Here is a 26,708-nt window from a genome sequence, read left to right as displayed (position 1 = left end):
CGGGCCACGCCCGGGGCGGTAGATCCGACTTTCCGCGCGATGCGGCCGTCGGGGCCGACACGGAACACACTGACCTGCGGCGATGTCCGAACGGTCGGGAAGTCGACACCGAACGGGTGCAACGGATCTACACGCGGCCCGCCAGACGCCGGTCATGAACCGGCTCGCCATCGGCTTCCCGTGGGGCGCCGCCGAGGAGAAGTCCTTCATCACGGCGGCCGGGCGGCTGGGCCACGCCTGCTCGACCACCGGCCGGGAGCTGGCCGCCGCCATGTCGACCGCCGAGGTCGCCCGCGACATGGACGTGATGCGCCGCGCCGTCGGCGACAGCAAGCTGACCTTCGTCGGCTTCAGTTACGGCACCGCACTCGGCCAGTACTACGCGAACATGTTCCCCGACCGCTTCCGCGCCATCGCCGTCGACGGCGTGATCAACCCGCGTGCCTGGACCGGCACCGCATCGACGGCCGGCCAGATCCAGGACGACCGCCTGCACTCGGCGGACGGCGCGTACCAGGCGCTGGCCGAGATCCTGCGCCGCTGCTCGGCCGCCGGGAACACCAGGTGCGCGTTCAGCGCGCGCCCGATGCAGAACTTCCGGGTGATCGCCGAGCGCCTGAAGAGCGAGCCGCTCGTGGTCGAGGGCCAGACCCTCACCTACGCCGCGTTCATCGGCATGATTCTGGGCGCGCTCTACGAGCCGGCCGCCGGCACCGAGGTCACCACCCTGGCGGCCGAGGTCTACCGGTTGACGACGCCCGGTTACGTGCCCACCGCGGCGAAGCTGACCGCCGCCGGCGACCTGATCCGCAAGATGCGCAAGCAGGCCGCGGGCCGGGCGTTCCCCTACGACAACTCGTTCGACGCCTACTCCGCCGTCATGTGCACCGACGGCCGGCACCCCGCGCACGGCACGTCCTGGCCTCGTGCGTCCGCGCGCGCCGACCAGCGTGCGCCCTACTTCGGCCGCGCCTGGGCGTGGGCGAGCGTCCAGTGCGCCACCGACCACTGGACGGTGCGCGACGAGGACGCCTACACCGGACCGTTCACCAAACACACCAAGCACCCCGTCCTGATCGTCGGCAGTTTCTGGGACCCGGCCACCAACTACGACGACGCCGTGGCGGCGTCGAAGCTGCTGCCGAACAGCCGCCTGCTGTCCAGCGACAACTGGGGCCACACCGCCTACGGCACCTCGGCCTGCGCCACCGGCATCACCGACCGCTACCTCCTCTACCGCTCGCTGCCCGCGAAGGGCACCACCTGCGTCGGCGCCGAGCAGCCGTTCCGAACCCCGCTGGATGACACCGCCACCCAGTCGTCGGCCGACACCTTCGACCTGGCATCCGCGTCACCGGCCGAGATCGCCGCCCACGGCCTGCCGGCCACGGACGCCCCCAAGGTGCTCCCGCCAGTGCGCTGACCCGTCCCACCGGATGCCCGCCCTTCCCCGAGTCGGGCATCCACCCGTTCACGCCGAGGCCACGGCCTCGGCGAGTCCCAGCGCGCGTGTGGCGCTGAGCGCGCCTGTGGCACTCAGCGGCGGCCACGGCGGGCGCCGCCGCTGGGCGGCGGCTCAGCGCTTCCAGAACGTCTTGCGGGACGGGCGGTCGGGGTCCGGGTCCGGGCTCTCGCCGGGCTCCGGCCGTCGGTTGTCGCCGCCGCCGAAGGCGGTGAGGACCGCTACGGCCTTGGCCCATTTCTCGTCCAGTGGGCCGTCGCCGCCGAGGAACGCAACCAGCTCCTGCAGGGGCGCGAACTCCTTGTCGGTCGTCGAGCCGATCAGGACCTCGAGCCGGCTGGACAGGTCGTCCAGCAGGTCGCGGCGTTCGTAGGCGGCGAGGCCGGTGGCCTCGCGCAGCCGCCGGGCCTCGGTCGCGGCGATCTCCCGCACCTGGTCGAGCGAGAGCGCCGCGCCCGCCGGGACGGCTGCCTTGCCCGCGCGCAGCATCGACGGCACGTTGGCGAAGCCCACCGGGCCGCGTGAACGGGCGATGCCGGCCTCGGCCCGCGGCTGGGCGAAGTGCGCCGGACCGGCCGGCGCGGCCATCGGCGGCATCGGGGGAAGCGGGCTCGCGGCGCTCATCCGGAGCATGGCGGGCGCGACGTCGCCGCCGCCCTCCCAGCCCGACGGCAGCTCGACCGGCTGGGTGACCCGGCGGGTCTCGCCGCCCTCGTTGACCACCCGGTTGTCGACCGCCACGAACGCGGTGAACCGGCACAGCACGCCGTATCGCAGCGAGGTGGCGACGATGCGCTGCTCGAGACCGCGGTCGCCGGCCGCATAGGCATCTTCCAGATCGCGCAGCCGGGCCCGGGCCCACTGGGCGGTGATCGCCGGCTCGGCGCGCTCGCGCACCTCGACCGTCGTGCGGAACTCCTGGTCGTCGCGGGTGCGGCCGGTGACGGTGAGGCTCCCGCCGGGTTTGCCGGCGAACCGGCCGGCCACGACCAGGGGCACGCCCGGGTAGAGACCGGGCAGCCGGGCCGGGGTGCGCTCGTCGTCGACCAGGGACAGGCCGGTGGCATCCACCCGCAGGCCGGTGACGACCGGCGCGCCGATGCGGCGGTGGATGTGCTCCATCGCCTCGTCAAGCCGGTCCTCGCTCTCCACCAGCTCGGCCCGGCCGGCGCCCAGGGCGGCGAGCCGGCCGAGGAAGCCGGCGTTGACGGCCCGGTCGATGCCGATGGTGTGCACGCGGGTGGGGCCGATCAGCGGCGTGACATCGTGGACGATCTGGTCCTCGTTGCCCACCTGGCCGTCGGTGACCAGCACCAGCACCCGGTCGCGGCCCTCGCTGGCGCGCAGCAGCCCCAGCCCCTCGGTGAGCGGCGCGAGCAGCTCGGTGCCGCCCCGGGCATCGGCGCGGGCCAGGTGCTCCACCGCCCGGAAACGGTTGCGGTCGCTCGCCTCGGCCAGCCCCTCGCCGAGGTCGGCCGGGTGGTCGATCTGGTGGTCGAAGGTGAGCACGGCGAACCGGTCGGCGGTGGTCAGCGTGTCGATCACCCGGGCCGCGGCCCGGCGGGCGGCCACCATCTTCCAGCCGCCCATGCTGCCGGACCGGTCGAGCAGCAGCACCACGTCCTTGGGGCGGGCCGCGGCGGTGCTCTCCGGTGGCAGCACGACCAGTTGGTAGACGCCGCCGGGCTCCTCGGTGGCCTCGTCGGGCACGGCGATCGCGGTCTCGCCGCCGCCCTCGTAGCCGATGCGCAGCACGAAGTCACGGTCGGCGCGCTCGCCGGGTTCGATGCTCAGCGTGCCGCCGGAGTCGGTGACGGTGTGCAGGCTGGAACGCACCGTGCCGAGGGTGAGCCCGGCCGGGTCGACGTCGACGCCGATCGACAGCCGCAGCGGGTTGGGGAAGCCGGGCAGCAGGACCGGGGGAGTGATGCGCGAGGCGTCGGGCACCGCGTCGGTGTCGGGCACCTGGCCGTCGCCCACATAGGGGCCGGGCAGCGGGGTGCCGGGAACATAGCGCGGCGCGACGACCAGCGGGAAGCGGAACGTGGCGGCGCCGTCCTCGAACGGCAGCGGGCCGACCAACTGGAGCTCGATCACCACCCGCTCGCCGGGCAGGATGTTGCCGACCCGCATGGCGAACACGTCGGGCCGTTCCTCCTCGGCGATCGACGCGCGCTGGCCGGCCGCGATGGCCTGGTCGTACGCCTCCCGGGCCGCGCCGCGCTCCTGCAGCTCGGCCTCGACGGTGCGGTCGTCGGCGGTCATCGTCATGCCGGTGACCGCGGCCCGGTCGGGCAACGGGAACACGTAGGTGGCCTCGAGCGCGGTGTCGTGCACATTGACGAACTCGGTCACCACCACGGTGCGGGCGACCAGCCCGCTGACCCGGGCGCGGACGTCGAGCCGGTCGAGCGGCAGGTTGCCGCGGTCGGTGCGCAGGTTGCCGAAGCCGGCGTCGGGCAGGATGCGGACGCGTCCGAGCTCGTCCGGGCTCATCGGAGTGACGGTAAGGGTCATTGGGAACTCCCATCGATCAGGCCACGGGACTCGAGCAGGCGCAGCAGGGGTGCGGCGGCCGTGGCGATCTCGCCACGGTCGGTGTCGGAGGCGGGGTGGGGGAGGAGCAGGATGGCGCCGCCGCCGAGCGTCACCCCGTGCACCGGCGCCGCCGCACCGGCACGAACCGGCGGCTCGGCCGGCGAAGCGAGGGCGGGCGAAGTGAAGGCGGGCGGAGCAAGGGCGGGCGAAGCGAGGGCGGGCGGAGCAAGGGCGGGCGAAGCAAGGGCGGGCGGAGCAGGTGTGGGACCGGCAGCTGGGCGGTCGGCCCAGAATCGTGGCCGCGTCACCTCTTCCACCGGCTCTTCCTCGGCGGTCAGAAGCTGCTCCGGCACGCGGGACGCGTCGGAGAGGGCCTCGGGGCTGAGCCAGACGAAGTCGGCCTGGATCTCGGCCAGACTGCGACCCTCCGCCTGCCAGCGCTTGATCGCCACCAGCTGCTGCAGGTGGCGCGGACCGTAGAGCGCGGTGCGCCCGCGCATGCCGAGCGGGCGGTCGACCAGGCCGATCGTCGTATACCAACGGATCGCGCGGCGGTCGGGCACATCGCGGACACGGCCGTTGGGCGCGCCGGGATATTCGGCCTCCAGGGCCTGGCGCACTCTCTCGACCAACTCGTCCATCGTCCACACGCTTACGAGCTTGACACTGTCATCGTGACAGTGTCAATGTCGGGGAGCCGACCGGGCGGGGGTCACCGGGCGGGCGAGGAGGTAAGCACGATGCCATGCGACGACGAGAGATCATGGGTGCGGCAGCGGCCGGGCTGGCGGGGGCGGTGGTGAGCGGGCAGGCGGCGCAGGCGAGCGGCCATGACCCGCTGCGACTTTTCCGGCAGCGTTTGATCAGCCTGTCCCACGTCAATGACCCGGCCACCACCAATGTCTTCCCCGGCGACCCCGCGTTCGAACTCGAGACGATCGCGACCATCGAGAAGGACGGTTATTACCTGCGGTTCGTCCGTGAGGGCGAGCACACCGGCACGCACTGGGGTGCGCCGGGCCACTTCAACGAGGGTGAGGCGCTCGCCGACGACCTGGACCTGGGAGACCTTTTCCTGCCGGCGGCGAAGATCGACGTGCGGGACAAATGCGCCCGCAACGCCGATTACGAGGTCACGATCGACGACATCAAGGCGTGGGAGCGCTGGCACGGCCGCATCCCGGCCGAGTCCATGGTGATCATCTGGACCGGGTGGGAGGCCCGGTGGGGCACCGACGCCTACTTCAACTACGACGCCGCCGGCGCGATGCACCAGCCGGGCTTCGCCCTCGACACGGTGAATTGGCTGGCCGACACCGGCCGGATCGGCCACCGGGGCGGCACCGGCACCGACACGTTCAGCCCCGACGTCGGCACCGACACCACCTACGCGGTCTCACTGCTGGTCTACCGCCGCCACCGGATCAGCCTGGAGATCCTCGCCAACCTGGCGGCCCTGCCACCCACCGGCGCCCACATCCTCTGCGGCGGCCACATCAATCGCGCGGGCGCCGGCTCCACCGCCCTGATCTACGGCATCCTGCCAGGCTGAGTGCTGGGCTGAGTGCTGGGCTGAGTGCTGGGCTGAGTGCTGGGCTGAGTGCTGGGCTGAGTGCTGGGCTGAGTGCTGGGCTCAGCGGTGGGCTGAGAGACGGGCTGAGGGACGGGCTGGGTGCTGGGCTCAGAGCCCCCGCCCGGCTGGAGAACGCCGTTGGCGACCAGCCGGTAGGGGGCGTATTGGCCGACCTTCTCGGTGGGCTCGTCATAGGCGATGATCGCCACCACCTTGGGGTAGGCCTTCACCTTCGCCCACGCCGAGATCGGGACCAGCCGGGCGGTGTTGCCGTCGATGCCGACCAGCGTGGCGTGCCAACCGTGGACCGGGGTGGGGGTGACCGCGCTGGGGGAGCGCCAGCCGGTCAGCGAACGCCCGTCGCTCACGACCTGGCCGCCCAGGGTGATCTTGCCGATCCGCCAGCCGCCCTTGTCGACGGCGCCGTCGGTGACATAGCGAAGGCAAAGCAGAACCTTCTTGCCGGCGTACGCGCTGAGGTCGTAACCGGCGTCGACCACGGTGCCGCTGGCGCCACTGAGGCCCGGCCCCAGCAGCCCCTGCCGGGTCCGGTCCCCGGCGATCGGGACGTAGGTCCGGCCGCCGTCGGTGGAGATGGAGACGTAGCCGAAGTCGAACGCGTCCTCGATGGCGTAGGACGTCTCCAGCGTCAGTTTCGCCGCCTTGGCGGGCACCTTGATCGGCAGGACCGCCTGCGAGTCCAGGCCGCCCGCGTTGCCGGAGAACAGCGTGTCGCCGGCGACCGTCCAGCCCATCGGCCGCGGGGGCAGGTTCTTCTCGCCCACGAAGGTCAGCGACGTCAGCGGGGTCGGCAGCGGGACGTAGTCGGCGCCGTTCGGTGCTACCCCGGGCCGGTCGTAGGCGGCCGGGTTGTCGAGATTGACGGTCGAGCGCAGGTTCTCCGAGGTCACCCGGCTCCGCGGCACGCCGGACATCTTGCCGCCCTTTTCGCCGACGAACCGGTCGACCAGCGTCATCGTCTGGAAGTCGTGCACCACGTCGTAGAGGGCCGTGCCGGTGGGCAGCGCGGCCTGGATGCCGGCCAGCCCCTGGCGGATCCCGTCCCGGTGCAGCAGCGAGATCATCGACAGGCCGAACCGATCGGCCAGATAGACCATGAACTGGTAGGAGATGCCGTAGTCGGACAGCACCTCGGTCGGCGTGCCCTCGTCCCACAGGTTCAGCGAGTTCTGCGGCCCGCCGCACTGGCGCGGGTTCGGGTTGTACTTCGTCTTCACCGAGCCGAAGCCCTGGTAACACAGGAGGTGGTTGTCGTTGCCCGGGTCGTCGATCGTGGCGCGGGCGTCGACGTAACCGGTCAGGGTCTGCGCGAAGTCGGACAGCCCCTCGTTGACCCACGTCGACTCGTCCGGGTCGGCGTAGTACTCGAGCAGGTGCTGCCATTCGTGCGCGAAGGTGCTCTCGTACATCCGCGGGTGCGCGGGCCGGCTGGTGCACAGGTCGTCGGTGGGCTCGTCGGCCGGTTCGGCGCCGAAGCGGTGCTTCCAGTCGTACGCGTCGATCGTCATCACGTTGCGGTCGAACATCTCGTTGAGCTGTGCCGAGAAGAACCCGGCGACGTACGTGATCGCCTGGGGGTAATGGAAGTAGTTGTCGTCGCGGATGTTGTCGATCAGCGTGACCGTCTTGTCGCCGTCGCCACTGAAGTCGCCGGTGCGCTTCGCGTTGCTGCCGTCCCGATCGGGCGGGGTGCTGAAGGCGGTCGTCTCCATCGGATAGATCTTGTCGTCGAACTCGTGGACCAGGCCGGTGACCTGCTGGTCGGTGACCTCCATGGCACTCTTGCGGCAGTCCGTGGCCGGAAACGCGATGTCGTCGGCCACCCAGACCTCGACGTGCTTGCCCGTGGCCCGCAGCTTGTATGTCTTCGGGTAGTACTTGCCGGTCGTGTCGTCGAGCCCGAGCCACTCCCGCGAGGTGCCGACCGCGGGGGTGCCCGCCGTGGCGCGCCGGCCCTCCGGCCGCTTCCGATAGCGCGGATGCTCGGGCAGCGGGGCGCCGTCGAGCGTGAAGTGCTTCCGGTCGAGCTCGCGGATGTCGCTGACCGGTGGCGGGGAACCTGGCCCGGCGTGCGCCGGAGTCGCCATCAACGGCGCAATAAGTGCGACAACTGCAAATGCTGCAAAACGGACGCGCTCCATGAAATTGGACGCTACCCGGGTGGCGGCGGCCGGGTTGTCAACACGCGCTACTCGAACAGGGAGTGGTCGCTGTCGCCTTCGGCCCGGCGCCGGGCGCGCCGCCGCATCTGCACCACCACCATGTCGATCACGGCGGCCGCGGCCCAGGCCGCGAGCAACCATCCGGGCAGCGTCCAGCCCAGGTAGAAGAGCCAGATCGACAGCAGCGTGCACACCACGAAACCGAACGCGGCCAGCACGAGCCGCAGATTGAGCGCGCTGTAGGGCTCATCGACGGTGCCGCGCCGGCCCGGCGGCTGAGCTCCGATCGGCATGTCCCACCGTCCTGTCGAAGGCGAATCCCGGTCAGCGTGCGGGCGAGAGCGGCCACAACGGCTCCTGCGCCAGCCGTTCTGTTTCCCGCAGCACCCGCAGGATATTCCGCCCGGTGAGCCTGTCGAGATCGGCCTCGGACCAGCCGCGGCCGGTGAGCTCGTCGAGAAGCAGTGGGTACCCGGACACGTCCGCCATCCCCACCGGCAGATCGGTCGTCCCGTCGTAGTCTCCGCCGAGCCCGACGTGATCCACCCCGGCGACGTCCCGCGCGTGCTCGACATGGTCCGCGACCTGGGCGACGGTGACGACCGGTCGCGGGTTGGCCGCCAGCCACGCCTGGAACGCCGGTTCGTCCTGCGGATCGCCGTCCGGCCAGTTGCGCACCGACGCCGGGTCCTCGCCCGGCCGCGGCGCCCGCGGCCACGCCCCGGCCTCGGGCAGCCCGAGCCGCTCCCACGCCTCGTTGGCGGCGGCGAACCAGGTGGCGTACTCGGCCGAGACGAACGGCGCCACGAACGTCAGCTGGATCACGCCGCCGTTGTCCCGCAGCCGCAGCAGGACGTCGTCGGGAACGTTGCGCCGGTGATCGTTCAGTGCCCGCGCCCCGGAATGGCTGAAGATCACCGGTGCGAACGCGGTGTCCAGCGCCGCGTGCATAGTCGGCGTGGCCACGTGCGACAGGTCCACCAGCATGCCGATCCGCTGCATCTCCCGCACCACGGCGCGGCCGTCGTCGTTCAGGCCGCCGACCGCCGGCGCGACCGCCGCCGAGTCGGCCCACGAGGTGTGGTGGTTGTGGGTGAGCGTCATGTAGCGGACGCCGAGCCGGGCGAAGATCCGCAGCACGCCCAGCGAGGTGGCGATGCTGTGCCCGCCCTCGATCCCGATCAGCGACGCGATGCGCCCTTCGCCGATGACCCGCTCCACGTCGTCCGCGCTGTAGGCGATCGCGAGGTCGTCCGGGTAGGCGGCGACCATCCGGTAGACGGCGTCGATCTGCTCCATCGTCGCGACGGCCGCGTCCGCCTCGGAAAGGTCGGACGGCACGTAGACCGACCAGAACTGCCCGCCCACCCGCCCGGCCCGCAACCGGGGCAGCGAGGTCTGCACACCCGGCCGGCTCTCGTCGAGCCCCTCGACCCGGTACCCGAAGCGACCGCGCAGTTGCATGGGCAGGTCATTGTGTCCGTCGATGATCGGCATCATGTGTCCCTGGCTACCTCGTGCGGTGGCCGGCGCGCAACTGGTTCGGACGAACTAGCCTGCACGGCATGCGGATCGTCGTTCTGCTGGCTGCCACGATCACGTCCGGGATGATGGCGGGGCTCTTCTACGCGTACTCCATCTCGGTCATGCCTGCTCTTCGCGGCGCCGACGCGGTGGTTTTCGTCGAGGTCATGCAGCGCATCAACCGGGTCATCACGAACGGCTGGTTCGCGATCTGCTTCGTGGGGGCGCTGGTGTTCCCGGCGATCGCGACGGTTCTCTACGCCGTCAGCGGGCCGGCCGCGGTGCTGCTGCCGACCGCGATCGGGCTGATCCTCTACGCCGGGCAGATCGCGCTGACCGCTGGCCTGCACATTCCGCTGAACAACGCCCTCGACGCGGCCGGGCGGGCCGATCCGGAGCGGGCGCGGCGCGCTTTCGAGCCGCGCTGGGTGCCCGGGAATCACGCTCGCACGCTGCTGTGCACCGGTTCCTTCGCCTCGCTGTGCTGGGCTCTGACGCAGGCGTAGTCACCACCTGTCATCTTCACATCACCCCGCGGCCCCGGCCGTTTCCGTAGTGTTGATGTCCGGCCGTGCAGTTGGGCGGTCCGGCGCGAACACACCGTCGAGGGGAGGCCCCACATGGCCAAGAAGTCGAAGAAGGACAAGAAGAAGGACAAGAAGAACAAGAAGAAGAAGTAGCTCTTCTTGTGACTACTCGCGCGGGCGGCCCCGGATTCTCCGGAGCCGCCCGCGCCGTCTTTCCCGGCAAACCTCAGATGGCGGACGGCTTGCCCGATTTTCCTGTTCGAGGATGTGCCGACAGGGGAAGGGGGTCCGATGACCACGGTCATCGGCGCTGCTACCACCGTCGTGGCGCTTGCCGGTGCGGCGTCCTGCCTGATCCAGGCACGGCGGCGCAGCGGCCGGGTGCGGCTCGCCTGGGCCGGCCTCGGCCTGGGCGCCGCCGCGGCGGGGCTCTTCGGCGGCACGCCCGCCGGCCCGGGGCCCGGCTACCTGGCGCTGGTCGTGCTGGCCTGGGCCGGGCTGTTCGTGCTGCCGATGCCGCAGCGCAGCCGCCCGGAAAAGGTGCGTGCCCTGCTGGACCTGCTGATCATCGGCACCTCCCTGGTGGGGCTCAGCTACCACCTGATCATCGGCCGGGACCACGTCGCCGGCGCGCCGGTCACGATCTACCCCCTCGGCGACATCCTGCTCGGCACCGCCGGCCTCACCGCGCTCACCCGGATCGGCCGGGTCCTGCCCGACCGCCGCGGCTTGCTGCTGGCCTCCTCGGCCATGGTCGTCGTCGCCTTCGCCGCCAGCGCCGGCTACACCGGGCTGACCACCGTGGCGTCGATCGGCTGGCTGGCCGGGTTCGCCGCGCTCGCGGCCGCCCCGCTCATCCGGCCGGAGGAACCGGACACCGAGGCCGAGGACCGGCGGACGCTGACCTACCTGCTTCCGTACGGCGTATTGACGGTCTGCCTGGTCGTCGGGCTCTTCCGGCTCGGCCTCGGTGGGCATCCCACCGCCGTCGGCAGCTGGACCCGCTCGATCGCCGTCGTGCTGGTCGTCGCGCGCCAGGTGCTGCTGCTGATCGACAACCGGCGCCTGGTGCGCCGCCTGGAGACCAGGGTCGCCGAACGCTCCAGCGCCTTGCAGGCCAGTGAGCTGCGCTTCCGCGCCCTGGTCGAGCAGAGCACCGACTCGTTGGCCGTCCTCGAGGCCGACTCAACGGTCCGCTACCAGAGCGAGTCCGTGCAGCGGATCTTCGGCTACCCGGCATCGGCGCTGATCGGCCGGCCCTTCGTCGAGCTGGCCGGGCGCAAGGTGGGTGGCCGCGTCCAGGCCGCCATCGACGAGGTCAAGGACACCCCGGGCGCTACCACCGTCTTCGAGATCACCCTGTACCACGCGGACGGGCAGCCCCGCCTCGCCGAGATGACCATCACGAACCTGCTGCACGACGAGCACATCCGCGGCCTGATCTTCAACACCCGGGACGTCAGCGACGCCGCCGAGCTGCAGAACCAGCTGCGCCAGGAAGCCCACTACGACGTGCTGACCGGGCTGGTCAACCGGGCCGGCTTCCGGGAGCGGCTGGCCGAGGCGGTGGCCCGCAACAAGCCCGGCGACGTGGCGATCCTGCTGCTCGACCTGGACGGCTTCAAGGAGATCAACGACAGCCTCGGCCACGACGCCGGCGACCACCTGCTCGTGCACGTCGCCGAGCGGATCCGTCGCCGCCTTCCCGCGCCGAAGGTGGTAGCACGGGTCGGCGGGGACGAGTTCGCGGTGATCGTGGAGGCCGGCCAGGCCCGCGACGAGGCCGAGCTGGTCGCCATGGAGCTGCTGGCCGCGCTGGCCGAGCCGATCGACGTCGACGATCGCGAGCTGCACATCGGCGCCGCGATCGGCATCGCCACCTCCGGCGACTGCCTCGACGCCGACCAGCTGCTGCGCGACGCCGACCTGGCGATGTACCGGGCCAAGGACGCCGGCGGCGGCGGTTACGCCACCTATCACCCGAGCATGCACGACGCGCTGGCCGGCCGCCTCGAGCTCGCCACCGACCTGCGTCTCGCGCTCGAACGCGACGAGCTGGTGCTCCACTACCAGCCCAACGTCGACCTGAACACCGGCGAGATCATCGGCTTCGAGGCGCTGGTCCGCTGGCAGCACCCGACCCGCGGCCTGGTGCCCCCGATCGAGTTCATCGGCGTGGCCGAGACGACCGGCCTGATCGTGCCGCTCGGCCGCTGGGTGCTCACGCAGGCCTGCCGGCAGGCGGTTGCCTGGGGCCGCCCGCTGAAGATGGCGGTCAACGTCTCCGTGCGCCAGTTCGAGGACGACGACGTCGCCGCGATGGTCGCCGAGGTCCTTGCCGCGACCGGCATGCCGCCGGACTGGCTGTGCCTGGAGATGACCGAGAGCGTGCTGCTCACCGACACCGACGAGAACCTCTCCCGGCTCGTCCGCCTGAAGGCGCTGGGCGTGCTGCTGGCGATGGACGACTTCGGCACCGGCTATTCGTCGCTCGCCTACCTGCGCCGCTTCCCGATGGACATCCTGAAGATCGACCGTTCCTTCGTCGACCGCCTCGGCGGCGCCACCGAGGACGATGCCCTGGTCCTGACGATCGTCCGGCTCGCCCAGCGGTTCGGCATGTCCACCGTCGCCGAGGGCATCGAGAACGAGGTCCAGCTGGCTCGCCTGCAGGAGATGGGCTGCGACACCGCCCAGGGCTACCTCCTTTCCCGCCCGTTGCCGGAAGCACAGGCCACGGCGTTGCTGGCGAAGAACGAGCCGTTCCCCGTGCCAACCGCATACCTAGCCTCCTAGGACGCTCTGCACGGTGTGGGTCCGGCCAGGCGATCAACTTCCGCTTTTCCAGGTGTACGCGTGAAGAAGGCCCCGGTTCACACGATGTGCCCGGCTCGGGACCGTCACGTGCGCGACAGGCCGGCCAACGCGCCGACGCTCCCGGCGCGGATCTGACCGGGAGCGTTCGACTCGGAGACCTCGATCAGATTCGGCTGCTGAGCTGCGCGGCATGGACGGTGGAGATCCAGAGCATGGCGGTGATCGCGCCGACGGCCAGGACCAGGGAGCCGGCCGGGCCGCCGGCCATCGGCCACAAGTTGCCGATCAGCAGGGCGGTTCCGGCCGCCGCCGAGGCGATCGCGCGGGACCGGTCGTGGGCGCGGGCGTAGTGGCGGGACAGGACGTAACAGGCGGCGATCAGACTGGTGAAGGCCACCGTGCCGCTCGCGAAGTGGGCGTAGCTGTGCCAGGTCAGGGTGCCGGGCCCGGCGGGCGTGCCGGCCGGAAAGCCGTCGGCCGGGTCCATCGTGAAGAGGCCGGCGCAGATCATGCCCAGGCCGTTGAGGATCAGCAGGCGGGGCGCCCATCTGCTGGTCAGGGTCCCTCGCAGGGCGGTCGCGCCGGCGATGGCCAGGAGGCCGGCCACCAGGAAGTTCGCGATCTGCAGCCAGCCCAGCGAGCCGTTGCTCAGCATGCTCAGCGGGTGGCGCGTGATGTCGTACCCCGGGCGGGTGAAAGCCTGCGCCAGGGAGACGGTCGCCCACAGCGGGCCGGCGGTGACGCCGAAGGCGAGCAGAGTTCGGGTGGTGCGAGCCGGCGCGGCGGTGAGCGTGATGGCAGTCATGAGGAGTCCCTCTCTCATCGGTTCTTGCCCGGACGTCGAGTCACCGATGTGACAGGGAATGCTGCCGTTCCCTGTCGCTATGCTGGGCCGACGCAGGGGTGTCAGCGTCACCACCGAACAAGGAGTCACCATGCGTTTCCTGATGATCCAGAAGCCGTCCGACACCCAGCCCGACGAGAAGCTGTTCGCCGACATGGCGGCGTTCATCGATGAGATGACCGCGGCCGGCGTGCTGCTGGCCACCGGCGGGCTCGAGCCCGGCGGCGTGACGATGTCGTCGGTCGGTGACGAGATCACCGTCACCGACGGGCCGTTCGCCGAGGCCAAGGAGGCCGCGGCCGGGTTCGCCCTGGTCGAGGTCGGATCGCGGGAAGAGGCGATCGAGCTGGCCCGCCGATTCCGCAAGGTCGTCGGAGATGGCGAGAGCACCATCCAGCAGGTCTTCGGGCCCTGATCCCGGTCATGTCCGACGTCAGCCGCACGATCGGCGCGGTGTGGAAGCTGGAGTCGGCCCGCATCGTCGGCGGGCTGGCCCGGCTCGTCCACGACGTCGGCCTGGCCGAGGAGCTCGCCCAGGACGCGCTGGTCGCCGCCCTGGAGCAGTGGCCGCTCGCGGGAGTGCCCGACAACCCCGGCGCCTGGCTGACCACGGTCGCCCGGCGCCGGGCGGTCGACCACATCCGCCGCTCCCAGCTCGCCGAGCGAACCGCCCGCACGCTGGCCCACGACGAGAGCGGCCGGGACGAAGCGCTCGTGTTCGACGCGGGGCGGCCGGAGGAGCAGCACGACGACGTACTGCGGCTGGTCTTCGTCTGTTGTCATCCGGCTCTGGAGCGGGACGCCCGGGTTGCGCTGACGCTGCGGCTGGTCGCGGGGCTCAGCAACGCCGAGATCGCCCGGGCGTTCCTGATCGACGAGCCGCGGGTGGCCCGCCGCATCGCCGGCGCCAAGCAGATTCTCGCCGAGGAAGGGGCCGATTTCACCCGGCCCGGTGCCGGCATCCAGGCCGAGCGGTTGCCGTCGGTCCTCGAGGTGCTCTACCTGATCTTCAACGAGGGGTATTCGGCGACGGCCGGTGACGACCTCGTCCGGGCCGACCTGTGCCGGGAAGCGCTGCGGCTGGGCCGGATGCTGGCCGGGCTGGTGCCGGGCGAGGCCGAGGTGCACGGCCTGGTCGCGCTGATGGAGTTGCAGGCGTCCCGCACGGCGGCCCGCATCGGGGCCGCCGGCGAACTGGTGCTGCTGCACGAACAGAACCGCGGCCGCTGGGACCAGCTGCTGATCAAACGCGGATTCGCCGCCCTGCTGCGGGCCCGGGCCACCGGAGCGCCGCCGGGGCCGTACGTGCTGCAGGCGGCCATCGCGGTCTGCCACGCCCAGGCCGCCACCGCCGGGGACACCGACTGGGCGCGCATCGCCAAGCTTTACGACGCTCTCGTGCGCCTCCAGCCCTCCCCGGTCGTCCACCTGAACCGGGCCGTGGCGGTCGGCATGGCCTACGGCCCGGAGTTCGGCCTCACCGAAGCCGACGCCCTCCTGACCGATCCCGCACTACGCGACTACCACCTGCTCCCGGCCGTGCGCGGCGACCTGCTCGCCCGCCTCGGCCGCCACGCCCAGGCCCGCCGCGAGTTCGAACGGGCGCTCGCCCTGACCCGCAACCGCCCGGAACAGGAGTTCCTCCGCCGCCGCGCCGCAGACATGTCCTCCGCGCTCGCCGCCGGCACCGAACCCGCCGCACCGGCAAACCTCGGCGTGGGGCGGGATTCTGCCGAGACGGCCGCCGCTCCGCCGGCCGAGTCGTCGCCTGGCGAGACTGCGCCGACCGGCTGCGAGGCGGGAAGGATCTTTCGCGGCCAGGGCCACACCGGTTTCCAGGATGTTGGGGTCTCGAATGCGTCGGCGGCCCCGACGGGTGGGCGGGGTGCTTCGGGTGGGCCGGGCACTTTGGGTGGGCCGGGCACTTTGGGTGGGCCGGACACTTTGGGTGGGGCTGCGGCTGCTTTCCTCGGGCGGGGTGACCTGGACCGGGCCACGCTGCGCTCCTACGGGCAGACCTTCACGCGGCTGCGGCGGGCGCTCGGCGACAGTCTTCCGCTGGCGGAGCTCAGCGCTGACGTCGTGGCGAAAGTGTGCGTCCTGGCGTGGGGGAATGCCGCGCCGCGGACCTGGAATCGGCATCGGGCCACGCTTCGGTCTTTCGGGGCCTGGTGCGGACGGGCCGATCTCGCGGCCGGGCTGGAACGGCGGGCCGAGGGCGTGGCGCCGGTCGCGCCGGATTCGGCCGCTGATCTGTCGGCCGCTGATCTGTCGGCCAGTGACCCGTCGGCCGTTGATCTGTCGGTTGGCGGCCGGGGTGCGCTCGATCTGCCGGGTCTTTTCGCCGACGGCCGGTACCCGCTGCGGGAGCGGACCCTGTGGTGTCTGCTGCACGAGTCGTCGGCGCCGGTGACCACAGTTCTGGCCGTCGATGTCGAGGGGCTGGACCTGGACGATCGGCGCGTGCGGGTGGGTGGGCGGTGGGTGGCCTGGCGTTCCGGGACCGCTCGGCTGCTGCCTGAGCTCATTGCCGGGCGCGCGTCGGGTCCGCTGTTTCTCACCGACCGCCGGGCGGCACCGGGCGCAACAGCCGATCGATGCCCGCAGACCGGCCGGGCGCGGCTCTCCTACGAGCGGGCGGAATACCTGTTCAAGCGAGCCACCGGGGCCACGCTCAAACAGCTCCGATCGGCGGACGGCTAAGCCGGGGAGCGACACCGCTCGGCCTGCTGCGGGCACGGTCGCCGGCGGTTAGGGCGGCTTGGCCCTGCGGCACGGCGGCTTGGGTGCTGCGGTTACGGCTGGTCGGCTGGTGCGGATGCCGGTGCCGGTGCCGGTGCCGGTGCCGGTGCCGTCACCGGTGCAGGGGACGGGGCCGGGCGGCGGGTGAAGGCGCCGGTTGCGGCGGCGGTCAGTAGGCCGGCTATCAGGCCCCAGAAGGCGGAGCCGATGCCCAGCAGTTTCAGGCCGGAGGCGGTGGCCAGGAACGTGACCACGGCGGCCTCGCGCCAGCGGTCGTCGGTCAGGGCTGAGGTCAGCGACGAGCCGATGGTGGCCAGCAGGCCGATGCCGGCGATGCCCAGGACCAAAGCGGGCGGCAGGGCGGTGAGCAGGGAGCCGACGGTGGCCCCCAGGGCGCCGATGACCAGGTAGAACAGGCCGGCCCAGACGCCGGCCAGGTAGCGGCGGCGGGGGTCGGGGTGGGCCTGCGGGCCGGTGCAGATGGCGGCGGTGATCGCGGCCAGGTTCAGGCCGAAGGCGCCGAACGGGGCCAGGAGCAGGTTGGTGGCGCCGGTCCAGGCGATCAGTGGGGAGACCGGGACCTGGTAGCCGTCGTTGCGCAGGACGGCCACGCCGGGGAGGTTCTGCGAGGCCATCGTGACCACGAACAGGGGGAGGGCCACGCCCACTATCGCCGGCCAGGAGAACGCGGGGGTGGTGAAGATCGGCTTGGCCCAGGCCAGGTGGATCTCGGCCACGTGCAGCGACGACGTGGCCGCGGCTACCACTACGCCGGCGGCCAGGGCGGCCAGGACCGCGTAGCGGGGGAGGAAGCGGCGGCACAGCAGGTAGACCGCGAACATGGTCAGCACCAGGGCCAGGCTGTGCTGCATCGAGGTGAACAACCCGATGCCGAACTGGACGAGCACGCCGGCCAGCAGGGCGGCGGTCAGCGGGATCGGGACCCGGCTCATGATGCGGGCGAACCAGCCGGTGACGCCGGACAGGGTGATCAAAGCGGCGGAGACCAGGAACGCCCCGGTGGCCTCCCGCAGGGTGAAGCCGCCCAGGCCGGTGGCCAGCAGGGCCGCGCCGGGTGTCGACCATGCGGTGACGATCGGGGCCTTGTAGCGCAGCGACAGGCCGATGCAGGTCAGGCCCATGCCGACGCCCAGGGCCAGCATCCAGGACGCCAGCTCGGCGTCGTTCGCGCCGGCCGCGCGGGCGGCGCTGAAGACGATGGCGGCGGAGCTGGTCACGCCGACGATCGTGGCCAGCAGGCCGGCGGTCACGGCGGACAGCGGCGCGACTCGGGTCAGGATGCTCACGCCGGATGATAACGGCGGAGCCCCGCACCTGATCAGGCGCGGGGCTCCTGGAACCGTTTTCGTGGAAGTCGGGGCCTCGATGTGTCGCGGAGGCCCCGGTTCCCAGGAAATTGGGCCGGCGGTTCAGGGTCCTAGCTGGTCGCGGCGGCCGTGAGGTCGTAGACCGTGGTGCTGCCCACCGTGGTGGCGGTGTAATGGGCGGCCACCCAGGTGGCGATCTGCGAGGAGTCCGTGCTGGTTCCCCCGGTTCCGCCGCCGCCCATTCCGCCGCCACTGGCGATGAAGTAGTGGATCTGGCCGGCCGCCACGTACGCCTCGAACTGGGCGAGGGTGGGGCTCGGGTCGCTGCCGTTCCAGCCGCCGAGGGCGATCACCGAGGTGCCGCTGTCGAGTTCCAGTTCGGCGGCCGAGGTGGCGCCGCTGATCGCCGCCGACCATTTGGTGGTGCTGGCCTTCAGCAGGGCGGTCAGCGCGCTGCTGCTGGTCGAGCCGCCCATCCCGCCGCCGCCCGTGGGCGCTGTTGAGGAGTCGGTGGAGCCGGACGATTCGGTGGACGACGAGGACGAGTCGGCTTGGCCCTCCGCAGTGGACGAGCTGCTTCCTGCCGTCGGGCCGCCCGACGTGCCCGTGCGGTTGGGGGCTGTCCCACGCGTACCCCCTCCCATGCCTGAAGATTGGCCGGACGGTCCGGAGGTCGGAATCGAACCGGTGTGGGCCACCGAGGCCGTCGATGCCGCGTAAGCGGCGCCGGAAGCGCCGGCCGTGAGGATCGCGGCAACCAGCGCGACCACCGCGAAGCCGCGGAGCTTCGCTCCGGGAAGGAGCAGGACCAGCGCGAGTACGCCGCCGAGAACGAGTGACGCCCAGCGCAGAGCCGGCAGCCAGTCGGCGCGGCCCATGAGCACCGAGCCCCAGATCGCGGTTGCCAGGATCATCGCGGCCAGGATGCCGCGGCCCCAGATCTTGGCGCGGTAGAGCCAGAGCACCCGGCCGCCGATGGCTACCAGGGCGGCGATCGCGGGGGCGAGGGCAACCGTGTAGTACGGGTGGATGGTGCCGCTCATGTAGGAGAACGTGATGCCGGTGACCAGCAGCCAGCCGCCCCACATGATCGTGGCGGCGCGGGCCCGGTCGGTGCGCGGCGCCGTCCAGGTCAGGGCGAGCACGGTGACCAGGGCGATCAGCGCGGCCGGCAGCAGCCAGGAGATCTCCAGGCCCATCGAGGTGCCGAACAGCCGGCCGATGCCGGTGGCGCCGCCGAAGCTGGTGTTGCCGCCGCCGCCGCCTCCGCCGCCGTTGCCGGAGCCGCCGAGGATGCGGCCCAGGCCGTTGTAGCCCAGGGCCAGCTCCCACAGGGTGTTGTTGGTCGAGCCGGCGATGAACGGCCGCGAGTCGGCCGGCCACAGCGAGACCAGCGCGACGTACCAGCCGGCCGAGACGATCAGCGCGAGGCCGGCGATCAGCAGGTGCTTGATCCGCTTGCCGAGGGTGGTCGGCGCGGAGATCAGGTAGACCAGGGCGAAGCCGGGGAGGACCAGGAACGCCTGCATCATCTTGGTGAGAAAGCCGAAGCCCAGGAGTACGCCGGTCAGCGCCAGCCACTTCCAGGACGCCTTCTCGACCGCCCGGGTGGTGGCGTACGCGCCGGCCGTCATCAGCAGCACGAGCAGGGCGTCGGGGTTGTCGAAGCGGAACATCAGCACCGCGACCGGGGTCAGCGCGAGGGCGGCGCCGGCGAGCAGGCCGGCGGCCTGGCCGAACCAGCGCTTGATGGTCAGGTACAGCAGGAAGACGGCGGCCACGCCCATCAGCGCCTGCGGGGCGAGGATCGCCCAGCTGTTGACGCCGAAGATGCGTGCGGACAGGCCCATCACCCACATCGCGGCGGGCGGTTTGTCGACCGTGATGGCGTTGCCGGCGTCCATCGAGCCGAACAGCCAGGCCTTCCAGCTCTGCGCGCCGGCCTGGGCGGCCGCCGCGTAGAAGCTGTTACCCCAGCCGGACGCGCTCAGGTTCCAGAGGTAGAGGACCGCCGTTCCGGCGAGCAGGACCAGGACGGGCCAGCGTCGCTCGCGGCGCGGCGGTGGCGGTGGTTCTTGCCGGGGTTCGGCCGCCCGCGGGCGTTCCATCAGCGTCGTCATGCGTCCCACGTTGTCCGTGGCGGCTACGTCCGCTCTGTGGTGTGCCTGTGCGGTCTCTATGTGCCGGTGATCTCACCGCACGCCGCCCAGAGTGGCGGGCCGGGTAGTGAACTGATCGGTGACGCGAACCGTTTCATGCCAGGATGAGGACGAGAGTCCGGGTTCGAGCGAGAGACAGGCAAATGAGCGAACACGTTTCCGACAGCGCCGAATGGCAGTCCCTGGCGGGGCATGCCGAGAAGTTCTCGGCCGTGCATCTGCGCGATCTGTTCGGCAGCGACCCGGGGCGCGCCGAGCGCCTCACCGCTACCGTCGCCGACCTGACCGTTGACTACAGCAAAAATTTGATCAGCGACGAGGTCATCACCGACCTGCTGGCGCTGGCTTCGCGTGCCCGCCTGAGCGAGCGGATCGCGGCGATGTTCTCGGGTGAGCACATCAACGTCACCGAGGACCGGTCGGTGCTGCACACCGCGCTGCGCCTGCCGCGCTCCGCCTCCCTGGTGGTGGACGGGCAGGACGTGGTCGCCGAGGTGCACGAGGTCCTCGACCGGATGGGCGCGTTCAGCGACAAGGTCCGCTCCGGCGCGTGGACCGGGCACACCGGGCAGCGCATCAAGACCGTGGTGAACATCGGCATCGGCGGGTCCGACCTCGGCCCCGTGATGGCGTACGAGGCGCTCAAGGCGTACAAGACGCCGGAGATCGAGTGCCGGTTCATCTCGAACATCGATCCCACGGATCTGTACGAGAAGACCCACGACCTCGATCCGGCCAGCACCCTGTTCGTGATCGTCTCCAAGACGTTCGGCACGCAGGAGACGCTGACCAACGCGACCGAGGCCCGCAACTGGCTCCTCGCCGCCGACGGCTTCGACGACTCGGCCGTCGCCAAGCACTTCGTCGCGGTCAGCACCAATGCGTCCCGGGTGGCCGACTTCGGCATCGACACGGCCAACATGTTCGGCTTCTGGGACTGGGTGGGCGGCCGTTATTCGCTGCCGAGCGCGGTCGGCCTGTCGGTGATGATCGCGATCGGCAAGGAGCAGTTCGCCGACCTGCTCGCCGGCTATCACACCGTCGACGAGCACTTCCGCACCCAGCCGCTCGAGTCGAACGTGCCGGCCCTGCTGGGCCTGATCAACGTCTGGTACGACACGTTCCTCGGCGCCCAGTCGCACGCGATCCTGCCCTACTCGCAATACCTGCACCGCTTCGCCGCCTACCTCCAGCAGCTCACCATGGAGAGCAACGGCAAGTCGGTCCGCCTCGACGGCTCCCCGGTCGGCTTCCAGACCGGCGAGGTCTTCTGGGGCGAGCCCGGCACCAACGGGCAGCACGCGTTCTATCAGCTGATCCACCAGGGCACCAAGCTGATCCCGGCCGACTTCATCGGGTTCGCCCAGCCCAACCACGACATCGGCGGCATGCACGACCTGTTCATGTCGAACTTCTTCGCCCAGACCGGCGCGCTGGCCTTCGGGCGCACGCTCGAGCAGGTCGAGGCCGAGGGCACCGACCCCGAGGTCGCGCCGCACCGGGTCATGCAGGGCAACCACCCGACCACCACGATCGTCGCCGACAAGCTGACGCCGGCCGTGCTCGGGCAGCTCATCGCCCTCTACGAGCACATCACGTTCACCCAGGGCACGATCTGGGAGATCAACTCCTTCGACCAGTGGGGCGTCGAGCTCGGCAAGGTGATGGCCAACCAGCTCGCGCCGAAGCTGACCTCCTCGTCCGCGCCGGCGACGGACGACGACTCGTCGACCAACAACCTGATCAAGTGGTACCGCGCCGGCCGCGGCCGCTGATTCTTGTCGGACCCAGGCTCTAGGGTCGTCCCATGGACGCTCGGACGGCCCTAGGGCTGCGGCTCACCAGCCTGCTGCTGCGCGGCAACGCGCCCTCGACGGTCGGTGGCATCGTGTCGTGGTTCGGCGCGATGCAGTCGCAGGACGCGAACAGCATGCTGTGGTCCCTCGGCGCTCGCATGCCGGGGGTTTCGGTTTCCGAGATCAACGACGCGCTCGAGAAACGCGAGGTTCTGCGGACCTGGCCGATGCGCGGCACGGTCCACCTCGTGCCGGCCGTCGACGCGCACTGGATGCTCAACGTCATGGGCGTGCGCGCGCTCAACGGTGTCGCCAAGCGCTGGGAGCTGCTCGGCCTCGACAAGGCGACCGCCGAGAAGGCGATGGAGGTGCTCGGCGCCGCCCTGGCGGGCGGGAAACGGCTCACGCGAGCCGAGTGCCTGGACACGCTGACCAGCGGCGGCGTCGAGGTGAGCGGGCAGCGGGGTTACCACCTGCTTTGGTACGCGTCGCAGCGCGGCGTCACTGCCATCGCGCCGCACGTGGGCAAGGAGCAGACGTTCGTGCTCCTGGACGAGTGGGTGCCGGACCCGTATCGGCCTTCGCGCGAGGAAGCGCTGGGGTTGATCGCCCTGCGGTTCTTCCAGAGCCATGGGCCGGCCACCCGGAAGGACTTCGCCGGGTGGACCGGGCTGACTCTCGGCGACCTCAAGATCGGGCTGGGAGTCACGGGCGACGCCCTGACCACGGTCGACGTCGACGGCGTCGAGATGATCATGGGGTCCGGCACGGCCGAGTCCGAGCTATCCGATAAATCGTGGCTGGCGCTGCCCGGGTTCGACGAATACCTGCTCGGCTACAAGGACCGGTCGCTGATGGCCTCGCCGGAAGACCTCGCGGCGATCATCCCGGGCGGCAACGGGGTGTTCCAGTCGACGCTCGTGCGGGCCGGCCGGGTGGTCGCGACCTGGAAGCGGGTCATCGGGGCCAAGGGCGTGACCGTCACCGTGCTGCCGCTGGTGAAGTTCACCGCCGCCGACCACCGCAAGGCCGCCGCGGCGCTCGAGCCGTTCGCGAAATTCCTCGGACTTCCGCTGACTGTTAAGAACCCTTGATATTTACGAATGTGAACGTCAGGATGTGCATGACGCGCGTCACGTTCACGTTCCGTCTCCGGTCGAGGGAGCAGTCATGGGTGTCCGACGTCGAGTGCTGGCGCTGATCGCAGGGGTGGCGGTGGCGGCCGGGGCGATGGCCGTCGTCGTCGCGGGGGAGGGCACGTCGTTCGCGGCGGTGGCGTGCTCCGGGACGGTGTGGACCGAGGGGCCGACCTACACGGTCGGGCAGCAGGTCACCTACAACGCGCACCTCTATCAGGCGCTCGTCACGCACACCGCCTATGCGGGCGCGGGCTGGAACCCGGCCGCGACGCCGTCGCTGTGGAAGGACCTGGGCGCGTGCACCGGCGGCACCACGCCGACGACCGCACCGACCACCCGGCCGCCCACGACGCCGCCGACCACCGCACCGACGACCGCACCGACCACCAAGCCGCCGACCACCCCGCCCACCACGGCTCCGACGACCACGCCGCCGACCGGCTCCACCTGCGCGGTCAAGTCGCGGCCGGCCGGGAAGGTGCTGCAGGGCTACTGGGAGAACTGGGACGGCGCGTCCAACGGCGTACATCCCGGGTTGGGGTGGATCCCGATCAACGACAGCCGGATCCTGCAGCACGGCTACAACGTGATCGCGGCCGCCTTCCCGGTGATCCGCTCGGACGGCACGGTGCTGTGGGAGAACGGCATGGACGCCGGCGTCAAGGTCTCCACGCCCGCCGAGATGTGCGCGGCCAAGGCGGCCGGCGCCACCATCGTGATGTCGATCGGCGGGGCCGCGGCCGGCATCGACCTGAGCTCCAGCGCCGTCGCCGACCGGTTCGTCGCGACCATCGTGCCGATCCTCAAGGCGTACAACTTCGACGGCATCGACATCGACATCGAGACCGGGCTGACCGGCAGCGGCAGCATCAGCACGCTGTCCGCCTCGCAGTCCAACCTGATCCGGATCATCGACGGGGTGCTCGCCGGGATGCCGTCGAACTTCGGCCTGACGATGGCGCCGGAGACCGCCTACGTGACCGGCGGCAGCGTCACCTACGGCTCGATCTGGGGCTCCTACCTGCCGATCATCAAGAAGTACGCGGACAACGGCCGGCTGTGGTGGCTGAACATGCAGTACTACAACGGCTCGATGTACGGGTGCTCCGGTGACTCCTACTCGGCCGGCACCGTGCAGGGCTTCACCGTGCAGACCCAGTGCCTCAACAACGGTCTCACCATCGGCGGCGTGACCATCAAGGTGCCGTACGACAAGCAGGTCCCGGGCCTGCCCGCCCAGTCCGGCGCGGGCGGCGGTTACATGACCCCGTCGCTGGTCTCGCAGGGCTACCAGAGCGTCAGCGCCATCAAGGGCCTGATGACCTGGTCGATCAACTGGGACGGCTCGAAGGGCTGGACCTTCGGCGACAACGTGAAGTCGCTCGAGGGCCGCTGAGCAAACCTCGACCGGGCCGGTGATGTGCCGCCGGCCCGGTTCCTCGCGCGGGGGCGGGCAGGCGCCGCCGGCCCGGCCGAGTCCCCCCTCAGCGGACGGCCGGCGGCGCCGACCTGGTTTCAATCCAGCCGGGCGATCAGATCGTGCAGGGCGGCTCGGACGGCGTCCGGCTGTTCGATGTGGGCGTACTGGTGGGTGGCGCCGTCGAGCACCCGATGCTCGCCGCGGGTGAACGAGGCGGCCAGCTCGGCGTGCAGGTCGCGGATGCCGGCCAGGGTCTTCGCCACCAGCTCCGGTGAGCCGTAGGCGGACCAGGCCGGGTTGCCGGCGCCGGCGGTCAGCACGATGACCGGCACGTCGGGGACCTCGCCGCCGTGGCGCACCTCGTCGTAGACCTCGGACTCCAGGTTCGCCGCCTCGTGCAGGCCGGTGCGCCAGTTGGCGAGATGGTGGTCGGTCAGCTCCGCGCGTACCTCATCAGGCCAGGCGGCGAGCAGCGAGGCGTACGCCTGCCTCGCGGCCTCGAGTTGCGCCTCGGTGAGGTCGGGCAGTTGCGTGGGGTCCGGTTTCATCGCGGCGCCGAGCGCAGCCGCCTCCGGCGGCAGGTGCGCGAGCAGGTCCTCGTGGCCGGGATCCAGGAACAGCATCCCGGCGACGTCGGCCGGGAACAGCTGGGCGAAACGGCGCGCGTAGACCGCGCCCATCGAATGACCGACCAGGAGGTACGGCCCTGGCGCCGGCAGCGTTTCCTGCAGTTCGCGGGCCACGTCGGCGGCGCTGCGGGGCAGTGGGACCGGCGTGCTCCACCCGGTGCCGCCGCGGTCGTAGAACACGTGGGTGCCCTGATCCGGATCGGCCAGGTTCAGGTAGTCGAGGCCGACCAGGCCCGCGCCCGGAAAATAGACCGTCGTCGGGCTGTTGCCGCCCTGCACGTAGAATGCGATGCCGCCGACCATTGTTCTCATGGCTGCGAACATTAGCAGTCGTGCGAATATTACGGAATGGACCCGCTCGAACTCCTCCTGCACCCGGTGCGGCTGCGGATCGTGCACGCGCTGTCCGGCGCCGGCCGGACCGTCACCACCGCGCAGCTGTGCGCCCGCCTGCCCGACGTCTCGCAGGCCACCGTCTACCGGCACGTCGGCGTGCTCGCCGACGCCGGGATCATCGAGGTGGCGGGGGAGCAGCGGGTGCGCGGCTTCGTCGAGCGCAGTTACCGCCTGGTGCGGTCACGCGCGGTCGTCGACGCCGCCACCGCCGCGTCGGCCACCGTGGACGACCACCGGCGGGCGTTCGCGACCGCGACGGCGGTGCTGCTCGCCGAGTTCGGCGCCTATCTCGACGCCGACGGCGCGGACCCGGCGCGGGACATGGTCGGTTACCGCCAGCACGCGATCTGGCTGACCGTGCAGGAGCGCGACCGGCTGATCGCCGGCCTGCGCGAGGCGATCCTGCCGGTGCTCGCCAACGAGCCGGCCGACGGGCGTACGCCGTACCTACTCAGCCCCGTCCTCTTCCCGCTTCCGGCCGAGTAGCCCCAGGACGAGGTCGGTCACGTCGTCGGCGCAACCCCACGACAGGCTCACCCCGGCGCCGCTGTGGCCGTAGTTGTGCACCACGTGCCGGCCGTCTGCCTCCTCGTGCTCGAGCCGGATCTTCGGGCGGGACGGGCGGATGCCGCCGCGGTGGCCGACCACCTCGGCGTTCTCGATCCACGGGAAGATGCCGATGCAGCGCTCGATGATCGCGGCGGCCACCGCCGGGTCGGGCTCGGGGTCGGCGATGCCGGGCTCGGCGCTGCCGCCCAGCAGGATCGTGTCGCCCTGGGGGAGCAGGTAGACCATCTCGCCGAGCTCGGGCGTGTGCTCGGCGAAGAAGTCGGTCATGCCGTGGTTGCGGATCGCGACCAGCTGGCCGCGGATCGGCGTCACCTCGGGGTCGGGCACCAGGTCGTGCGCGCCGGCGCCGCTGCAGTTGACCACGATCGGCGCGTCGGCCTCGGTCAGGCTGGACAGGTGCTCGCCGTACTCGAAGTCGCCGCCGGCCTCGCGCACCAGTTGCTCCAGGCGGGCCAGGTAGGGCGGCATGTCGATGATCGGCGCCCGGTAGTGCCAGCCGTGCACGAAACCCGGCGGCAGCTCGTCGGGCGTGCACTCGCGGTAACCGGGCAGCAGGAGCGCCCACTCGGGTGTCTCCATCGGCTCGCGGGAGGCCTCGATGCCGTCGACGAGGCGTACGCCGGGAAAGCCCCTTTCGGTCATCCGCGAGAAGACCTCATAACTGCGGGCCGCCCAGACGCCGACCCGCGGATGTTCCGCGTAGATCGGGTCCCAGATCGCGCCGGCCGCGGCGGAATTGGTGCGACCCGGGGCGTCCTCGGCCCGGATCCGGACGCGAAGGCCCTGGCGGGCGAGCCGGAAGCCAGTGGTCAGCCCGGACACACCGGCCCCGACTATGAGCACATCGGAGGGAATGGAGGGCACGGTCTGACGCTAACCGTGGTGGATGCGTGGTCGTACGGTGAGAGGAAAATCTACGGCGACTGAAGACAATCCCCTTACGACCTTGTTCGTTGTCCTGTCGGGATGGTAGGAACTATGACTCATCGTCTTCGGTTGATCACTCACGGTGTTGCAATCCACCGATCCATGGGTTCCAATCGAACGGCTGGCGTCACGCG

20 protein-coding genes are annotated in these 26,708 nt (G+C 71.1%); 10 read left to right on the top strand and 10 right to left on the bottom strand.

Features of this window, described 5'->3' with window-relative positions; translation table 11 throughout:
• The first annotated feature begins 154 nt into the window (after window positions 1–154).
• Window positions 155–1,423 (top strand): alpha/beta hydrolase, encoded by a 1,269-nt coding sequence (locus AB0E90_RS10190; protein ID WP_360402321.1) that lies wholly within the window; start codon window positions 155–157, stop codon window positions 1,421–1,423.
• 153 nt (window positions 1,424–1,576) lie between these two features.
• Here the strand turns inward: AB0E90_RS10190 and AB0E90_RS10185 are convergent, their stop codons facing one another.
• On the bottom strand, window positions 1,577–3,958 hold the full coding sequence (locus tag AB0E90_RS10185; protein WP_360402319.1) for a VIT domain-containing protein: 2,382 nt from the start codon (window positions 3,956–3,958) through the stop codon (window positions 1,577–1,579).
• A 17-nt stretch (window positions 3,959–3,975) separates the two neighbouring features.
• Window positions 3,976–4,641, bottom strand: coding sequence for a MerR family transcriptional regulator (locus tag AB0E90_RS10180; RefSeq protein WP_360402317.1), 666 nt, complete (start codon window positions 4,639–4,641; stop codon window positions 3,976–3,978).
• Window positions 4,642–4,745: 104 nt separating this feature from the next.
• Between AB0E90_RS10180 and AB0E90_RS10175 the strand changes: the two genes are divergently transcribed.
• Window positions 4,746–5,552, top strand: coding sequence for a cyclase family protein (locus AB0E90_RS10175; protein ID WP_360402315.1), 807 nt, complete (start codon window positions 4,746–4,748; stop codon window positions 5,550–5,552).
• Here AB0E90_RS10175 and AB0E90_RS10170 read toward each other — a convergent pair.
• The 3 genes from AB0E90_RS10170 to AB0E90_RS10160 all read right to left on the bottom strand — a co-directional run bounded on the left by AB0E90_RS10170 (window position 5,531) and on the right by AB0E90_RS10160 (window position 9,256).
• Window positions 5,531–7,681 (bottom strand): peptidase M6 immune inhibitor A, encoded by a 2,151-nt coding sequence (locus AB0E90_RS10170; protein ID WP_360402313.1) that lies wholly within the window; start codon window positions 7,679–7,681, stop codon window positions 5,531–5,533. The two genes, AB0E90_RS10175 and AB0E90_RS10170, sit on opposite strands and share 22 nt — an antisense overlap.
• A gap of 101 nt (window positions 7,682–7,782) precedes the next feature.
• A complete protein-coding gene (locus tag AB0E90_RS10165) occupies window positions 7,783–8,049 on the bottom strand; it encodes a hypothetical protein (RefSeq protein WP_360402311.1) in 267 nt (88 codons plus the stop codon).
• A 31-nt stretch (window positions 8,050–8,080) separates the two neighbouring features.
• Window positions 8,081–9,256, bottom strand: a complete 1,176-nt coding sequence (locus AB0E90_RS10160; RefSeq protein WP_360402309.1) for a dipeptidase — start codon at window positions 9,254–9,256, stop codon at window positions 8,081–8,083.
• A gap of 65 nt (window positions 9,257–9,321) precedes the next feature.
• Between AB0E90_RS10160 and AB0E90_RS10155 the strand changes: the two genes are divergently transcribed.
• Together AB0E90_RS10155 and AB0E90_RS10150 are read left to right on the top strand one after the other, a co-directional pair.
• On the top strand, window positions 9,322–9,786 hold the full coding sequence (locus tag AB0E90_RS10155) for an anthrone oxygenase family protein (RefSeq protein ID WP_360402307.1): 465 nt from the start codon (window positions 9,322–9,324) through the stop codon (window positions 9,784–9,786).
• Window positions 9,787–10,098: 312 nt separating this feature from the next.
• Complete coding sequence (locus AB0E90_RS10150) at window positions 10,099–12,603, top strand: EAL domain-containing protein (RefSeq protein ID WP_360402305.1); 2,505 nt, start codon at window positions 10,099–10,101, stop codon at window positions 12,601–12,603.
• Window positions 12,604–12,787: 184 nt separating this feature from the next.
• On the opposite strand, the gene AB0E90_RS10145 is transcribed toward AB0E90_RS10150, so the two are convergent.
• On the bottom strand, window positions 12,788–13,429 hold the full coding sequence (locus AB0E90_RS10145) for a DUF998 domain-containing protein (protein WP_360402303.1): 642 nt from the start codon (window positions 13,427–13,429) through the stop codon (window positions 12,788–12,790).
• Window positions 13,430–13,559: 130 nt separating this feature from the next.
• Between AB0E90_RS10145 and AB0E90_RS10140 the strand changes: the two genes are divergently transcribed.
• Together AB0E90_RS10140 and AB0E90_RS10135 are read left to right on the top strand one after the other, a co-directional pair.
• Entirely contained in the window at window positions 13,560–13,883 is a 324-nt protein-coding gene (locus AB0E90_RS10140) for a YciI family protein (protein ID WP_360402301.1), read from the top strand.
• An 8-nt stretch (window positions 13,884–13,891) separates the two neighbouring features.
• Window positions 13,892–16,171: a sigma-70 family RNA polymerase sigma factor gene (locus AB0E90_RS10135; protein WP_360402299.1), complete on the top strand. Its 2,280-nt coding sequence runs from the start codon at window positions 13,892–13,894 to the stop codon at window positions 16,169–16,171.
• A gap of 92 nt (window positions 16,172–16,263) precedes the next feature.
• Here the strand turns inward: AB0E90_RS10135 and AB0E90_RS10130 are convergent, their stop codons facing one another.
• A complete protein-coding gene (locus AB0E90_RS10130; RefSeq protein ID WP_360402297.1) occupies window positions 16,264–17,517 on the bottom strand; it encodes a benzoate/H(+) symporter BenE family transporter in 1,254 nt (417 codons plus the stop codon).
• A 131-nt stretch (window positions 17,518–17,648) separates the two neighbouring features.
• Window positions 17,649–19,658 carry a glycosyltransferase family 39 protein gene (locus tag AB0E90_RS10125; protein ID WP_360402295.1) on the bottom strand — a complete coding sequence of 670 codons (2,010 nt, stop codon included), beginning with the start codon at window positions 19,656–19,658 and terminating at the stop codon, window positions 17,649–17,651.
• A 182-nt stretch (window positions 19,659–19,840) separates the two neighbouring features.
• Between AB0E90_RS10125 and pgi the strand changes: the two genes are divergently transcribed.
• From pgi to AB0E90_RS10110, 3 genes are all read left to right on the top strand, one after another.
• Entirely contained in the window at window positions 19,841–21,472 is a 1,632-nt protein-coding gene (gene pgi / locus AB0E90_RS10120; protein ID WP_360402293.1) for a glucose-6-phosphate isomerase, read from the top strand.
• A 32-nt stretch (window positions 21,473–21,504) separates the two neighbouring features.
• Window positions 21,505–22,587 carry a winged helix DNA-binding domain-containing protein gene (locus tag AB0E90_RS10115; RefSeq protein WP_360402291.1) on the top strand — a complete coding sequence of 361 codons (1,083 nt, stop codon included), beginning with the start codon at window positions 21,505–21,507 and terminating at the stop codon, window positions 22,585–22,587.
• A gap of 76 nt (window positions 22,588–22,663) precedes the next feature.
• Window positions 22,664–24,028, top strand: a complete 1,365-nt coding sequence (locus AB0E90_RS10110) for a glycosyl hydrolase family 18 protein (protein ID WP_360402289.1) — start codon at window positions 22,664–22,666, stop codon at window positions 24,026–24,028.
• Between the two features lie 119 nt (window positions 24,029–24,147).
• Here AB0E90_RS10110 and AB0E90_RS10105 read toward each other — a convergent pair whose 3' ends face one another.
• Window positions 24,148–24,993, bottom strand: a complete 846-nt coding sequence (locus AB0E90_RS10105; RefSeq protein WP_360402287.1) for an alpha/beta hydrolase — start codon at window positions 24,991–24,993, stop codon at window positions 24,148–24,150.
• 36 nt (window positions 24,994–25,029) lie between these two features.
• Between AB0E90_RS10105 and AB0E90_RS10100 the strand changes: the two genes are divergently transcribed.
• The gene (locus AB0E90_RS10100) at window positions 25,030–25,563 is read left to right on the top strand and encodes a helix-turn-helix domain-containing protein (RefSeq protein ID WP_360402285.1); all 534 of its coding nucleotides are present in this window, start codon (window positions 25,030–25,032) and stop codon (window positions 25,561–25,563) included.
• Here the strand turns inward: AB0E90_RS10100 and AB0E90_RS10095 are convergent.
• Window positions 25,525–26,511, bottom strand: a complete 987-nt coding sequence (locus tag AB0E90_RS10095) for an FAD-dependent oxidoreductase (protein WP_360402283.1) — start codon at window positions 26,509–26,511, stop codon at window positions 25,525–25,527. The two genes, AB0E90_RS10100 and AB0E90_RS10095, sit on opposite strands and share 39 nt — an antisense overlap.
• Between the last annotated feature and the right edge of the window lie 197 nt (window positions 26,512–26,708).

The sequence above is a fragment of the Actinoplanes sp. NPDC026619 genome (genome assembly GCF_040638295.1).
Taxonomy (GTDB): domain Bacteria; phylum Actinomycetota; class Actinomycetes; order Mycobacteriales; family Micromonosporaceae; genus Actinoplanes.
This window is presented reverse-complemented; position numbering and strand designations above follow the sequence as displayed.

Bases quoted from the DNA above. Each gene is read 5' to 3' on its own strand.
- AB0E90_RS10190 (WP_360402321.1), top strand. From the start codon at position 155: ATGAACCGGCTCGCCATCGGCTTCCCGTGGGGCGCCGCCGAGGAGAAG.
- AB0E90_RS10185 (WP_360402319.1), bottom strand. From the start codon at position 3,958: ATGAGCCCGGACGAGCTCGGACGCGTCCGCATCCTGCCCGACGCCGGC.
- AB0E90_RS10180 (WP_360402317.1), bottom strand. From the start codon at position 4,641: ATGGACGAGTTGGTCGAGAGAGTGCGCCAGGCCCTGGAGGCCGAATAT.
- AB0E90_RS10175 (WP_360402315.1), top strand. From the start codon at position 4,746: ATGCGACGACGAGAGATCATGGGTGCGGCAGCGGCCGGGCTGGCGGGG.
- AB0E90_RS10170 (WP_360402313.1), bottom strand. From the start codon at position 7,681: ATGGCGACTCCGGCGCACGCCGGGCCAGGTTCCCCGCCACCGGTCAGC.
- AB0E90_RS10165 (WP_360402311.1), bottom strand. From the start codon at position 8,049: ATGCCGATCGGAGCTCAGCCGCCGGGCCGGCGCGGCACCGTCGATGAG.
- AB0E90_RS10160 (WP_360402309.1), bottom strand. From the start codon at position 9,256: ATGATGCCGATCATCGACGGACACAATGACCTGCCCATGCAACTGCGC.
- AB0E90_RS10155 (WP_360402307.1), top strand. From the start codon at position 9,322: ATGCGGATCGTCGTTCTGCTGGCTGCCACGATCACGTCCGGGATGATG.
- AB0E90_RS10150 (WP_360402305.1), top strand. From the start codon at position 10,099: ATGACCACGGTCATCGGCGCTGCTACCACCGTCGTGGCGCTTGCCGGT.
- AB0E90_RS10145 (WP_360402303.1), bottom strand. From the start codon at position 13,429: ATGACTGCCATCACGCTCACCGCCGCGCCGGCTCGCACCACCCGAACT.
- AB0E90_RS10140 (WP_360402301.1), top strand. From the start codon at position 13,560: ATGCGTTTCCTGATGATCCAGAAGCCGTCCGACACCCAGCCCGACGAG.
- AB0E90_RS10135 (WP_360402299.1), top strand. From the start codon at position 13,892: ATGTCCGACGTCAGCCGCACGATCGGCGCGGTGTGGAAGCTGGAGTCG.
- AB0E90_RS10125 (WP_360402295.1), bottom strand. From the start codon at position 19,658: ATGACGACGCTGATGGAACGCCCGCGGGCGGCCGAACCCCGGCAAGAA.
- pgi (WP_360402293.1), top strand. From the start codon at position 19,841: ATGAGCGAACACGTTTCCGACAGCGCCGAATGGCAGTCCCTGGCGGGG.
- AB0E90_RS10115 (WP_360402291.1), top strand. From the start codon at position 21,505: ATGGACGCTCGGACGGCCCTAGGGCTGCGGCTCACCAGCCTGCTGCTG.
- AB0E90_RS10110 (WP_360402289.1), top strand. From the start codon at position 22,664: ATGGGTGTCCGACGTCGAGTGCTGGCGCTGATCGCAGGGGTGGCGGTG.
- AB0E90_RS10105 (WP_360402287.1), bottom strand. From the start codon at position 24,993: ATGAGAACAATGGTCGGCGGCATCGCATTCTACGTGCAGGGCGGCAAC.
- AB0E90_RS10100 (WP_360402285.1), top strand. From the start codon at position 25,030: ATGGACCCGCTCGAACTCCTCCTGCACCCGGTGCGGCTGCGGATCGTG.